This window comes from Ekhidna sp., from assembly GCF_965212185.1.
Taxonomy (GTDB): domain Bacteria; phylum Bacteroidota; class Bacteroidia; order Cytophagales; family Cyclobacteriaceae; genus Ekhidna.
Genome location: NZ_OZ243102.1, coordinates 2,981,287 through 2,994,672 on the forward strand (window position 1 = coordinate 2,981,287; position 13,386 = coordinate 2,994,672).

Sequence of the window (13,386 nt, forward strand, 5' to 3'; positions counted from 1 at the left end):
TCATACCACTGATCATGGTTCTTTTCGTGTCTTTTGTATAACAAACAAAGCTCACGATTATGAAAAAGTTTATAACTGTTCTCACCTTTATTGGTCTAACGACTTTCACGTTCGGACAAGATTTTAAAGCTCCTAAGCAAGGGGCAAAGATTTACGCTCAAGAGTATACCATCAATCTGGATGAGGATGGGCAAACAACCTTTGATTTGTGGATTGTTAGATCAAAACTTGCCAAGCGAGCAAAATTTGAAATGCCCACTTTGGTTAGTAGCTCTGAATTGACATTCGAAGTAGAGCAAGACGCAGAAAATAAAGATCATTATGTTGTTACTGCATTTGCGTCGGGTGTTCCTGTTGGTCAGTATACTACAACAGTAGCCGCAAGAAGTAAAGGGACTCAAAAGGTGACTGGAACCACATTATCTATAAATGTGATACCTACCACTCCTATCGCTTCAAAAGATGGTGAGTAAATTAGCACATTGAAATGTGCATAAAACACGTCAGCTTGCTCTATTTAACCTGATATGATTTTTATGTCAAATCCATGTCTGCCCTTAAAAGCAGACATGCGTGTTAATTAACAAACAATCCAATACACATGAAATATTGGTATAGGTTCACGATCGCAATTTTCGTTTTCATGTTTTTCAAGTTGACGAGAGATGATTTCAGGGGAGAGGTACTTCACTGGGATACTGGAACTTGGATCTCACTTGCCTATACTGTAATTGTCATCCTAGCGCTATGGGAAATAGTGGCTCGCTACATTTATGCAACCAGTAATAAAACGAGCATAAATTCTAATAAAGGATTATATATCCTTTCTACCAAGGCAACACTCCTGATGTTGCCTTTGGTGTTTTTATTCGCATACATTTATGACAACATTCTCCAATACATCAGTTGTTGCCCTGAACACTACTATGGAAGTTTCCTGATCAATACTGCTCAAGGTTTCGTTATCGCTCTTTTGATCATCGCTTACGAAATCATTAATCTTTACGTAAGAAATGCAATCAAAAATGCACGTGAAAAAGAACAAATTCAGAAAGAATTGGCAGCCGCAAAACTTGAAAGTCTGAAGAATCAGGTAAACCCACATTTTCTATTTAATAGTTTCAGTGTTCTCACTTCGCTGGTAGAGGAGGAGCCAAAAGCTGCAGTTAAATTCATTTCAAAGCTCTCAGATATGTACAGATACATACTTGAAAATGACGAAAAAACGGTAGTGACACTCTCAGAAGAACTGACATTCATAGACAGCTATATTTTTCTACTTTCCATGCGTCACAGGTCTGCAATACACGTGCACAATAACCTGGATTTACCAGCAGAAAAAATTATGATCCCACCTATGTCCATTCAGGTACTGATTGAAAATGCGGTGAAACATAATTCTTTTTCGATAGAAGAACCTTTGCACATTGTAATTAAAAATGATGGTGATCATGCCATTATCGTAGAAAACGAAAAACGAAAAAAAGAGCATCTGACGCATAGCACTCAGATAGGTCTTAAAAATCTTTCTAAGAGACTGATGCTTTCTGCAGGGAAAGCGTTAGAAATTTTAGATAATGAGCAAACATTTCAGGTTAGATTACCTCTCTCTTAGGTATGAATGCGATCATCATAGAAGACGAACAGTTATCAGCTGAAAGGCTGAGAAAAATGATTGAAACGCATACATCCATTCAAGTTTTGTCTACATTTTATTCAGTTAAGTCTGCGTTGGCATGGCTGAAAGAAAATGAAACACCTGAACTACTTTTTCTTGATATTCAACTGGGTGACGGTACTGGTTTTGATATTCTAAATGCACTTTCAGCCTATCCAAAAGTCATATTTACAACCGCATTTGACCAATATGTACTTGATGCGTTCAAATACAACAGTGTGGATTATTTATTAAAGCCGATTAAACCAGAAGAATTGCTTACAGCAGTAGAAAAACTAAAGAAAGTTCATGGTCATGATGACTTTAGCACAATGGTAGATTCTCTGAGAGAGCATTTAAAGTCTGGATTTAAGAAGAAGTTTCTCATAAAAATCGGACACAAATATCAATCTATACCAGTAGATGATATTGCATACTTCTACAGCGAATCCAGCACAAGCTATATCCGTACAATGAACGATGAGTCGATGATTGTAGACCACTCATTAGATGAAATCCAGGGAATGATTGACCCTGGAAAGTTTTTTAGAATTAATCGTCACATGATTGTTTCTGACGAAAACATTGATTCCATAGACTCATACTTCAATAATCGACTTATGCTCGCAATTAAACCTCCATTTGATCAACATGTGATTGTGAGTAGAGAAAAAGTGAAGTCTTTTAAGGAATGGTTGGATAGTTAGTCAATACTGTCAATGCGCATTTCTTGCATTCGCATAGGCATTGTATCTATTAAAGCAAAAATCTCTCGCGGTTCTACGATATCTGTTTTTCGCAATTTTACTCCTCCGTCTTTCCCTATTAAAATTACAGTGAATTCTCTTTCAGGAATATCATAACTTTTTCTGATAGCTGCTGCTTGATCTTGTGTTAACGGATCTCCGTTGGGATCTAGCCAATGGTCATCATACAATTTATAAATGATCAGGTCACGTTCTTTCATTCCCTTTTTACCCTTCGTCAATAATTGCTCTTGTCGCTTGTAACCAATACTTTTTGGTGAGCTCGCTGAAAAGACCAAAATTCTCTTTTCCCACTTATGTTCTAATAATGGATTCATCTGTACACTAATTATGATTGAAATGATCATTGATATAATCATGCTTATGTAACTAAATGATGGAGTATTTTGATTTAGAAAATTAGGATTTCCGATTTTTAAGAATCGGATAATAAAGCCAGTTCGATTGACATAGCTTTTGTTTTATTTGATCATTCCAACATCAATAAATAAAGTTATAATAAGGCTAAGGACAAAAACATATAAAATATTACCCAGGATAAAAGCTGCAATAGCTCTAATAAAAAATGCAATACTTCTGGATCGTATGAATTGACTAAATAAGACAAAGTAGTAAATAGCACTAAGAAGCCAGACCAGGATAAATGCCACATTCAATGTTAAGAAGAACGTTAATGGAAGCATAAAACAATAAATTATATTGATTCCTGACACATAGAAAGAATTAGCAACTATATGCTCCGCGTAATTATAGGATGATTTTCGAAAGAGAAGAAAAGTTACTAACCCGTAACATGGTATAGAAATCCACAAGAATAGATTATAATAATCCGAAAATAGCTGCTGAAATGATTGACTGGAGAATTCCTTCTCTGTCATACCCTCATTGAAACCACGTGTAAATTCGCTGATCATAATATCTAATCCGCTCACGTAAAGTACAATCAAGCTCAACGCAGTGGTTATTATTAATAATCTAAACGCGTTTACAATTTTGAATCTTCCCTCCTCCAGATAATTTCGAATCAACTTGCCTGGATTTAAAAAAAGCAGCTTAATCGTGTAGACCAATCCTCTCTCCACATTAAAAGCATTAAGGAAATCAGCAACAGCCTGCTTTATGGTGATCCTTTTGATTATTCGCTTTTCTTCTACCTCAATTGGATATTTCATGTGGTGAATATAATTCCACGTGCTGAACTATACTACTGATCAAGCCACTGCTTAAAAGAAGTAGCTTTTTCACTGCTGATTAGGATTTGTTCATCGCTAAAATGGGCAACCTCTACGAGTAGCTTTCCCTTGAAGTGCTTATGCACTGTGGTGATATAATTTGCATTAACAATAAATTGCCTATTGGCGCGACAAAAGGATTGGGGATCTAACTGATGGGTCAGCTCATCCAATGTAAAATCGGAGAGATAAGTCTTCTCATTTTTTGTAACAATATGAACGACTCCATGTTTGCTTTGAAAACACACAATATCTTCAGATCGGATGGCCATCATCTTCTCACCCTGCTTAACCAAAAAACGAGACTTATATTTTTGTTCTGTAAGGTTGATTTGACTTAACAATGCTGCCATATCCAGCCCATTCTGACTGAAGGTGTTTTGTAAATTTCTATACTTAATAAGTGACTGTTCTAAGTCCTCCTTCTTGATTGGTTTCAGTAAATAATCAATGCTATTCACTTTAAAAGCTTTGAGTAAGTACTCATCAAAAGCAGTGGTGAAGATGACCGGACATTTAACCTCTACTTCATCAAATATTTGAAAACTAATTCCATCGCTGATTTGTATATCCATTAAAGCCAAGTCTGGCCTTTCGTGATTTTTGAGCCACTTTACAGTATCCTCTACACTGTCCAAAACTTCTATAATTTCTATGGAAGGATCGATTTCGAATAAGATTTTCTCTAATCTACGAAATGCTGGAGCTTCATCTTCAATAATCAATACCTTCATGCCGGATGCAAATCTTTTTCTTCAAGTAATTCAATGAGTGGCACTGCTACCATGTAATTGCTTGTGCTTGTAATCACATCAATCTCTCTATCACCTAAAATGCTGTATCGTTTGCGGATATTCTCAAGTCCAGTTTTCGTGGATTTTTCCAGTGACTCTTTGGGTTGAAGGTTGTTCTTCACAACAACTGATTTTCCGTTTTCAATGTATATTTCAATATGAAGTGGCTTGGCTTTGGAAACCACATTATGCTTAATGGCATTTTCCACAAGCATTTGCAATGTCAATGGTGGTATGGTTAGCATAAGATATTGCTTGTCTATATTGAATTGGAAGCTTAGGTTGTTAGGATACCGCATCAGTAGTAAAAACAGATACGATTCCACAAAATCCATTTCTTCTTTAAGACTTACTAATTCTCGATCCTTGTTTTGAAGAATGTAGCGATATACCTGAGAAAGCTTCTCCGTAAATTTCACAGCTACATCCGGATCTTCAGGAATTATAGTAGTCAATGTATTTAGACTATTAAACAAGAAATGTGGGCTCATCTGATTTTGAAGTACTTCATATTGTGTTCGAATCTGTTGATTCTTTAATTGTTCATATAATCGAAATTGCTCTTTCCATTTTTCAAAGAAATAAAAGGCTTCATAGGAAAGGGATACCACAGCCGCAATTACAAAATTGAAAGGAATGTATCTAAGGTGCTCTTCCATGGTCAGTACCTCATTCCAGGTCACTACATCAAATAATACTTTCAAAGGGATACCTCCTAATGACATCCATATAATTACACCCAGACCGGTTAGTGAGAGTCTTCTCTTTGTCTTACTGATTTCGGGAAATTTTTTTCTGAAAAAGAAGATAATAGCACAAGCTCCATTCCAGTAGACTGCAGTGAAACATAAGGAAACGAAGTAGTGAAACCATAAGGACTTGTCAGCCATATGATTATCACCATCATTAACAGTAGCCAATACTGCTACGATCAAAATCCCAATCCAGCGGACATGAATTTCTTTCAACTTTTCCATAATCGTGAATAAAGATAGTGAAGGTCAAATAGCAAAACATTTACCAAGTGAAACGGAGATTTATCCACCTGAAGTCGTAATGAAAGCATCTGAACTGAGTTTTGTATCTATTTCACTAGCTCAGCACGATTCAGCAAGGAATTTACCTGTTTGAATTAAATAATCCACCGTGTCAGCCTAAAAAGCATTTCTACCACTTCTCTCCTCACGTAGGTTAGCATCAGAATCAACACTCAAAAAGATGAAAAACTCTAAGACTATTGCCACATTATTCGGTACTCTAATTTCAATAGCAAGTCTGGCTCAAAACCAAACAGTGAAAGGAACTATTCTAGATGCACAAGCAGAATACCCACTCATAGGAGCGACAATTGCATTAGTGGGTTCAGATCCTATTCAGGGAGCGATAACAGAAATAGATGGCTCTTTTCGGATAGACAATGTTCCTATTGGCCGGCAGACATTTGCAGTCACATATGTGGGCTACAAAAGTATAACCGTGCCCAATGTGCTTGTTACATCCGGTAAGGAAGTAATCCTCAACTTGCTGCTTGAAGAATCAGTTGAAAGACTACAAGAAGTAGTTGTTACAGCCAATGCAGACAAAGACCTCCCAATCAATGATATGGCAAAGGTGAGTGCTCGAACGTTTAGTATTGAGGAAGTCACCCGATTTTCAGGTGGAAGAAATGATGTTGCAAAACTAGCAACTTCATTTGCGGGTGTAAGTGCTACAAATGATTCACGTAATGATATTGTTGTTCGTGGCAATTCACCAGTTGGGCTCCTTTGGAGAATCGAAGGTATCCCAATCGCTACGACAAACCACTTCAATACTCTTGGAACAACAGGAGGCCCTGTAAATGCATTGAATACAAACATGCTTCGTACTTCAGATTTTCTTACAGGAGCATTCCCTGCTGAATACGGAAATGCAAATTCTGCAGTATTCGATATCATGTTTAGAAACGGTAATACTGACAAATTTGAATTTACGGGTCAGATGTCGGCATACACTGGCGTAGAGTTTATGGCGGAAGGTCCGATCAGTAAGGAAAATAACTCATCATTTGTGACTTCTTATCGCTATGGAATTGCAAGCCTGGCCGCAACTGGCACTTCAGCTGTTCCGCTTTATGAGGATTTGTCTTTTAAAGCAAATCTCGGCAACACCAAATTGGGAAGGTTTGAAATATTTGGGTTTGGTGGTAAAAGCAGTATTGACTTTTTAGGAGAAGAAATACTTGAGGACGATCTATTTGCGGATCCAGCCGTTGATGCGTATGTTGAAAGTGAAATCGGATTGGTGGGATTAAGTAACACCTTGAGGTTTGGAAAAAATACCTATCTAAAGACTTCACTTGCAGCTTCAACAAACGCAAATACTTACATTCAGGACAATCGCATTTTAAATGAAAATGATGAGTTGATCAAACTTTATAGGGCAACCAATGTAGACAATAGAGAAAATAGATACACGATTACTTCTACCTTAAATCACAAATTCAATTCACAGTGGACACTACGAGTAGGGTTTTTGAATGAGACCTATGATATGAACTTGTTCACGGAAAACAGAGACAATCGTGCGGAAATTCCTGATAATGATAATGATTCCATACCAGATTACTTCTTGCTGGAAGTAGGTCTCGACGAAAACTATAACCTCCTTCAGAATTACGCGCAAGCGGAGTTTAAAATATCAGACAGACTTTCGACAACCTTTGGATTGCACACACAATATCATGAGTTCACAGAAAAATTCATGGCAGAACCTCGTGCTGCAATCAGCTGGCAACAGTCTGATGTGCAACGCATAAGTTTTGCTTATGGACTACATGGCCAAGCGATACCAGCTCCTATTTTATTCTATCGTGAGGAAATATCACCTGGAGTGACTGCTGCAACAAACATTGGACTAGATTTCATGAAAGCACATCATTATGTATTAGGGCTGGATCGTAATCTTGGACCAAATTGGAGGCTGAAAACAGAATTTTATTACCAATCCTTATTCGATGTGCCAGTTACTTCCAATACCAGTAGCTATAGCATCATTAATGAAGGTTCGGATTTCATCTTCGAGCAAGAAGGCTCACTTGTAAATGAAGGTAGAGGATTTAATTACGGCACAGAGATTACGCTGGAAAAGTTCTTCAGTAACAACTATTACTTACTTCTAACTGGATCATTATTTGAGTCACAATATGAAGGGAGTGATGGTGTTCAGCGTAGTACCGCCTTTAATAATAATTATGTGGCCAATATGCTCTTCGGTAAAGAATGGAAGTTTGGTTCAAACAGTCAAAATGCCTGGACATTTGATACTAAACTCACCATGTCAGGAGGAAGACCGTTTACACCAATTGATTTAGATGCAACCAGAAATAATGCAGGGAGAGAAGTTCGTATGGATGATATCGCATATAGTCAGCGATATGGTGAATATTTCAGGTGGGATTTAAAATTTGGTGTTCGGCTAAACAGAAGAAAAGTCTCTCATCAATTTTTTGTCGATTTCCAAAACGTAACTAATCGCAAAAACGAATTTGTAAGGAGGTATAATGAGGTCACTGATCAAATCAATACCGTAGACCAAATTGGCTTTTTCCCGGATGTACTGTATCGCATTCAATTCTAGTCAATATGAAAACAATTACGAGATCAAAACATGCTCTTAATACCTTAATATTTAAAAGTAATATCAGTACATCAGCTGATGTTGCAAAAGTCCACAATACTTTTAGTCAGCTAAAATGTATCAAAAGGTGGGCCGTAGATCTTGACGATTGGGAACATGTACTAAAAGTAGAATCTGATGTGCTCTCATGTGACAATATCACTGCTATTCTGGAAAGTATAGGAATTGAATGCTCAGAGTTAAATCATTGAAAAACAAAATCTTTATTAATTGATTTAGTAGACATGTAATAATAGTTTGGTTAATAGGGAGTCTTGCTTTGCAAGGCTCTTTATCTTTAAAGCCCATGGATCAAAAACAATATGATTATGCGATAATTGGTGCTGGTGCTGCTGGTCTCCAACTCATTCTCAAAATGATCCATGATACTTTTTTCAATGAAAAAAGCATTCTAATCCTTGATAAGGATGAAAAAAATACCAACGATCGAACCTGGTGCTTTTGGGAACGTGAGGAAACCAAATGGGACGATTTAGCTAAGCATACATGGCCTTATGGCAAATTCATCAATGACAATGAAGTCATTGATTTCGATCTTTCACCCTATCGATATAAGATGGTGAGGTCAGCTGATTTCTACCGGTATGCTAAATCTGAGATAACAGGTACATCAACAATCGAATGGGTAAAAGATGAGGTGATCAATATTGAGAATAATCAGATTCAGGGCAGCAATAATCCCTATTCTGCTACTCATATTTTTGATAGCAGGATTCCACAAGCGTTTCACGACAGACAAGGCAACTATCACACACTGATTCAGCATTTCAAAGGTTGGTTCATCAAAACAAAAGAGCCAATTTTCGATCGTAATACATTTACGATGATGGATTATCGGCTCAAGTGGAAAGACAGCACAAGCTTCACCTATGTCCTTCCCATTTCAGAAACTGAGGCATTGGTCGAGTTCACTCTATTCAATGATCAACTGTTGATGACAGAAGAATATGATGAGTATCTCAGGCAATACATCTACAAATACCTTGATATTGATTCATACGAAGTAACCGAAGTGGAACAGGGGTTGATTCCTATGTCGGACTACCCCTTTCAAAAGCATCACTCAAGGTACGTTTCCAAAATTGGAACTGCTGGCGGATGGGTGCGTCCTTCATCCGGATATTCCTTTAAAAATGCCGATCGTTATTCATCAATGATGATTGAAAATATCAAAGCGGGGAAACGACCTGAAAAAGGGATAGCAACGTCCCGGTTCAGAATGTATGATTCTATATTCCTGAACGTACTCTCATCTCGAAATGATTTGGGTGAAGAAATATTTACCCGTCTCTATACCAAACCAGACATTCAATCCGTATTTAGATTTCTGGATGAAGAAAGTAATTTCTTTGAGGACATCAAAGTGATGTTTTCACTCAACAAACCTCAGTTTTGGAGGGCGTTCTTTGGGACGTTTTTTAAATAAGCGTGCGATATATCCTTATTTGTGTCATTTCGAGTGCCGTGAGAAATCTTCATTCTTCGATTTAGTCATTTGGATTTTAAGGATTTTTCCTTTCATCGAAATGACCATTGCAGTCAAATCTTACATCTCACCCCTATTCGATACAGCATTGCATCATCTATTGCCGGGATAAAGATATTTTCCTTTCCTTCTCGCAGTTGAACATCAGAAAAAATAGTTCGAGTGATGTTAATATATGATTCTATATGCTCTGTAATCTTAAATTCATATCTGAAACCGGCCAGGATCAAAAACATTCTTAGCCGATTTGCTAAAAGATTGTCATTTATAATCACACCATTCTGTAAGCTAGTATTGAATCCATCTCCTTCAGCATAAATTTTTAATCGATGCTTTTCAGTCAAATGATATTGAAGATTCGAATAAGGTGCACCTATCGTGTATGACCACTTAGGACGAAACTTTCGATAATAACTGATAAATGGGATTGGGAACGGCAAACGTGTATTGGTATTATAAAATAGCCCGGTAATTATTCGGAAGGGTTTTCTCACACTTGTTGAATCCTTTTTATCCTTCACGAAGACGATTAATCCGGATACTAGCATATCTTCCCTTTTAAGGCTTCCCTCAAGATTACTATTGAAAGACGGTGAAATTTGAGCACCAAATATCCAGTCATCATTTAGCTGAAAGGTGTATGATAAGACCAGATCGAGCGATTTGAAGTTTTCAGCATTTGTTTTGTCATACGAGTCTTGATTTTCCTTATGCTTGAATTGGATATTACTATAATCTAGCCCTGCAAAAACGTATGAATTCTTCTTAATCTTAAAAGGAACATTGAATAATGCTCTTTGACGCTGATATTCAAAATTACTATTCGAACCAGGCAAGTAGGTATACTCCAGTTTGGCCAAATCAAGGTATTGACACTGACCAAAGTGGAAGGCAATTACCGCTAATACAACGAGAAGTCTCCGCATAGAAACAGCCAAGATCGGAAAATTTCTTACACCTCGAATCAAGTTTTTTTTTATTTCGACCAAATACGATGACATAGGGCTGTCACTCTAACTCATTTCTTTGAGTCATTTTTAAATAATAAATCAAACAAATCATGACTACACAAGAAGTGGCAAATGAGCTAGTGAAGCTTTGCCGGGAAGGCAAATGGGATGAATGTATTTCAAAATATTATTCAACTGATATTGTAAGCATTGAACCGGAAGGTGGTGCATGGGGAAAAGTACAAGGGCTTGAGGCAATAGCTAAAAAAGGAATGGAATGGAATGAGATGGTTGCTGAATTTCACTCAGGTGAGATATCAGATCCCATTGTTGCTGAAAATTTCTTTGCAATTACCATGAAATCAAAAGTGACAATGAAAGGCATGGATCATCCTATTAATATGGATGAAGTATGTGTGTATGAGGTTAACAATGGAAAAGTTATAAAGGAGCAATTCTTTTACACACCTATGCCAGAGTTTGTTTAATCTCAATGCGAAAGAATTATAAGGCTTAAACCGTCAGATATGACGGTTTTTGTGTTTGCTATTAGAAGTATATTTGATAAATACTTTTATATGAGAATGCTTAAGAATATATGGCTGATTTTGATTCTTATCATTACTGTTATTGTATCAGCAAATTATTATTTAAGAGATACAAGCTTTTATCTTTCGGGAGACTTAAGTGAATTGAGTGAAGTAAGGCAAAAGTATTTATGGTTCACCATTACTCATTTTAGCTTTGCAGCACTTACACTCTTCATTGGACCACTCCAATTTCTACCGATTATTCGGAAAAAATTCATTCGGGTTCATCGATCATTAGGGAAATTTTATATCGTTGAATCAATATTATCTGCTCTAACGGTATTTGTTCTACTTGCCACTGTGTATACACTCCCAGGAGCAATTCCATCACTCGGGTTTCTTGCAATTATATGGCTATACACAACAATAGCAGCTTATATTTTTATAAGAAAGGGTAAAATCGAGAGACATAAAGAATTTATGCTTCGAAGCTATGTGTGTGGTCTTGCGTTCGTCTTTATCAGACTACTTCCGGAAATCAATGATACAACCGGAATATTCAATTTCATTGAAGACGATACCATGAGACGAACCGTCTATGAATGGATTTGTTGGGTCTATCCCTTGATGATTATTGAGTTCTGGATTGTATGGAGAAAACAACTTATGAAAGCATGAGGACTACAACTAAAGCTGTACAAACCACCTTCTCCACCTACCCTCCTCAGGCTAGGAAAAAAGTGTCTTGCCTCCGAAAACTCATCTTAGAAGTAGCAAACGAAATTGGCATAACTGATCTAGAAGAAACGCTGAAGTGGGGAGAACCCAGCTACCTCACAAAACATGGCAGCACCATCCGGATCGATTGGAAAGAAAAGAAGCCTGATCAATATGCCATGTACTTTAAATGTACCAGCAAACTCGTACCTTCCTTTCAACTTGCATACGGTGATTTATTCAATTATGAAACCACACGTGCCATCGTTTTCAAGCTGGATGATGAGGTCCCTGAAAAGGAATTGAAGCAGTGTATTAAAGCGGCATTGAGGTATCACAAGGTGAAGCATTTGCGGCTGTTGGGGTTGGGTGAGTGAGAGAATTACATCCCCCTCCCAAGCTCAGGCTATACACACTCCCCCTTCAAAAGGGGGAATTACTTCGAATCTATATCCAAATTTTTCAACAAGAATGAGTCCCCTCCTTGGAGGGGTAGGGGTGGGTAAATTAACCCACCTCCATAAAATTCAATCTTCCGGTATTCCCTTGCAAGTGAGGTATGAACGAGACTTGGGAATCTCATGGTATATTTCCCTAAGAAATGGAATAAAAGTGACATGTGGAATCAAGAAACATGAGGTATACATTTCTCACCATCGTACCTTAGGTTCGAAATGACATAAAAACGAATTCACAGCCTCTTTAGCTGCCTCGGTTCGTGTCCTCACGAACAGAAATTCTTCTAAAGGTTGGTTTATGGAGATACAAACCACGGTAATGGGATTCCCAAGTCTCACTTCTGAGGTCGTTCGCAAGGGAATATGGTCTATATCTTAGGGAATGGCTCCATAGCCTCGGGTCGTGTTTAAACATCCCCCTGCAACCTTCATTTCCATTACCTCTTTTTTCTATCCGTATTCCCTTGCGAGTGAGGCACGAACGAGACTTGGGAATCTCATGGTATATTTCCACAAAAATGAGATTCCATGATTCGGCCTATGGGCCTCACAAGGGAATAGGGAGGTCTTTCTGCCCCAGGTTCATTTCCCCAAGAAATGGAATAAAAGTGACATGTGGAATCAAGAAACATGAGGTATAGATTTCTCACCATCGTACCTCAGGTTCGAAATGACATTAAAACGAATTTACTGCCTCTTTAGCAGCCTCGGTTCGTGTCCTCACGAACAGAAATTCTTCTAAAGGTTGGTTTATGGAGATACAAACCACGGTAATGGGATTCCCAAGTCTCACTTCTGAGGTCGTTCGCAAGGGAATATGGTCTATATCTTAGGGAATGGCTCCATAGCCTCGGGTCGTGTTTAAACATCCCCCTGCAACCTTCATTTCCATTACCTCTTTTTTCTATCCGTATTCCCTTGCGAGTGAGGCACGAACGAGACTTGGGAATCTCATGGTATATTTCCACAAAAATGAGATTCCATGATTCGGCCTATGGGCCTCACAAGGGAATAGGGAAGTCTTTCTACCCCAGGTTCATTTCCCTATTGAAATGGAATAATAGTGACATGTGGAACCAAGAAACACTAGGTATAGATTTCTCACCATCGTACCTCA

General features: G+C 37.7%; 15 protein-coding genes. 10 read left to right on the forward strand and 5 right to left on the reverse strand.

Annotated elements, in window-relative coordinates; translation table 11 throughout:
• The first annotated feature begins 59 nt into the window (after positions 1-59).
• The 3 genes from ACOMC3_RS12835 to ACOMC3_RS12845 all read left to right on the forward strand — a co-directional run bounded on the left by ACOMC3_RS12835 (position 60) and on the right by ACOMC3_RS12845 (position 2,364).
• Positions 60-473: a hypothetical protein gene (locus ACOMC3_RS12835; protein WP_420316290.1), complete on the forward strand. Its 414-nt coding sequence runs from the start codon at positions 60-62 to the stop codon at positions 471-473.
• A gap of 128 nt (positions 474-601) precedes the next feature.
• Positions 602-1,615 carry a sensor histidine kinase gene (locus ACOMC3_RS12840; protein WP_420316291.1) on the forward strand — a complete coding sequence of 338 codons (1,014 nt, stop codon included), beginning with the start codon at positions 602-604 and terminating at the stop codon, positions 1,613-1,615.
• Between the two features lie 2 nt (positions 1,616-1,617).
• On the forward strand, positions 1,618-2,364 hold the full coding sequence (locus ACOMC3_RS12845) for a LytR/AlgR family response regulator transcription factor (RefSeq protein WP_420316292.1): 747 nt from the start codon (positions 1,618-1,620) through the stop codon (positions 2,362-2,364).
• Here the strand turns inward: ACOMC3_RS12845 and ACOMC3_RS12850 are convergent.
• The 4 genes from ACOMC3_RS12850 to ACOMC3_RS12865 form a co-directional block, all read right to left on the reverse strand.
• Complete coding sequence (locus tag ACOMC3_RS12850) at positions 2,361-2,741, reverse strand: DUF4174 domain-containing protein (RefSeq protein ID WP_420316293.1); 381 nt, start codon at positions 2,739-2,741, stop codon at positions 2,361-2,363. The genes ACOMC3_RS12845 and ACOMC3_RS12850 overlap by 4 nt on opposite strands.
• A 144-nt stretch (positions 2,742-2,885) precedes the next feature.
• A complete protein-coding gene (locus ACOMC3_RS12855) occupies positions 2,886-3,596 on the reverse strand; it encodes a DUF3667 domain-containing protein (protein ID WP_420316294.1) in 711 nt (236 codons plus the stop codon).
• A 32-nt stretch (positions 3,597-3,628) separates the two neighbouring features.
• Positions 3,629-4,390, reverse strand: coding sequence for a LytR/AlgR family response regulator transcription factor (locus tag ACOMC3_RS12860; protein WP_420316295.1), 762 nt, complete (start codon positions 4,388-4,390; stop codon positions 3,629-3,631).
• Positions 4,387-5,427 carry a sensor histidine kinase gene (locus tag ACOMC3_RS12865; RefSeq protein WP_420316296.1) on the reverse strand — a complete coding sequence of 347 codons (1,041 nt, stop codon included), beginning with the start codon at positions 5,425-5,427 and terminating at the stop codon, positions 4,387-4,389. Before ACOMC3_RS12865 ends, ACOMC3_RS12860 begins: the two co-directional genes overlap by 4 nt.
• Before the next feature lie 4 nt (positions 5,428-5,431).
• On the opposite strand from ACOMC3_RS12865, the gene ACOMC3_RS12870 reads away from it, so the two are divergent.
• From ACOMC3_RS12870 to ACOMC3_RS12885, 4 genes are all read left to right on the forward strand, one after another.
• Complete coding sequence (locus tag ACOMC3_RS12870; RefSeq protein WP_420316297.1) at positions 5,432-5,581, forward strand: hypothetical protein; 150 nt, start codon at positions 5,432-5,434, stop codon at positions 5,579-5,581.
• A gap of 87 nt (positions 5,582-5,668) precedes the next feature.
• Positions 5,669-8,068, forward strand: a complete 2,400-nt coding sequence (locus ACOMC3_RS12875) for a TonB-dependent receptor (protein ID WP_420316298.1) — start codon at positions 5,669-5,671, stop codon at positions 8,066-8,068.
• 5 nt (positions 8,069-8,073) lie between these two features.
• Positions 8,074-8,319: a hypothetical protein gene (locus ACOMC3_RS12880; protein WP_420316299.1), complete on the forward strand. Its 246-nt coding sequence runs from the start codon at positions 8,074-8,076 to the stop codon at positions 8,317-8,319.
• Positions 8,320-8,414: 95 nt separating this feature from the next.
• On the forward strand, positions 8,415-9,554 hold the full coding sequence (locus ACOMC3_RS12885) for a lycopene cyclase family protein (RefSeq protein ID WP_420316300.1): 1,140 nt from the start codon (positions 8,415-8,417) through the stop codon (positions 9,552-9,554).
• A 113-nt stretch (positions 9,555-9,667) separates the two neighbouring features.
• Here the strand turns inward: ACOMC3_RS12885 and ACOMC3_RS12890 are convergent, their stop codons facing one another.
• The gene (locus tag ACOMC3_RS12890; RefSeq protein WP_420316301.1) at positions 9,668-10,540 is read right to left on the reverse strand and encodes a DUF6268 family outer membrane beta-barrel protein; all 873 of its coding nucleotides are present in this window, start codon (positions 10,538-10,540) and stop codon (positions 9,668-9,670) included.
• 134 nt (positions 10,541-10,674) lie between these two features.
• Here ACOMC3_RS12890 and ACOMC3_RS12895 point away from each other — a divergent pair, with 134 nt between their 5' ends.
• From ACOMC3_RS12895 to ACOMC3_RS12905, 3 genes are all read left to right on the forward strand, one after another.
• Positions 10,675-11,052: a SnoaL-like domain-containing protein gene (locus tag ACOMC3_RS12895; protein ID WP_420316302.1), complete on the forward strand. Its 378-nt coding sequence runs from the start codon at positions 10,675-10,677 to the stop codon at positions 11,050-11,052.
• Positions 11,053-11,142: 90 nt separating this feature from the next.
• Complete coding sequence (locus ACOMC3_RS12900) at positions 11,143-11,772, forward strand: DUF2306 domain-containing protein (RefSeq protein WP_420316303.1); 630 nt, start codon at positions 11,143-11,145, stop codon at positions 11,770-11,772.
• The gene (locus ACOMC3_RS12905) at positions 11,769-12,188 is read left to right on the forward strand and encodes a DUF1801 domain-containing protein (RefSeq protein ID WP_420316304.1); all 420 of its coding nucleotides are present in this window, start codon (positions 11,769-11,771) and stop codon (positions 12,186-12,188) included. Before ACOMC3_RS12900 ends, ACOMC3_RS12905 begins: the two co-directional genes overlap by 4 nt.
• Positions 12,189-13,386: the final 1,198 nt, after the last annotated feature.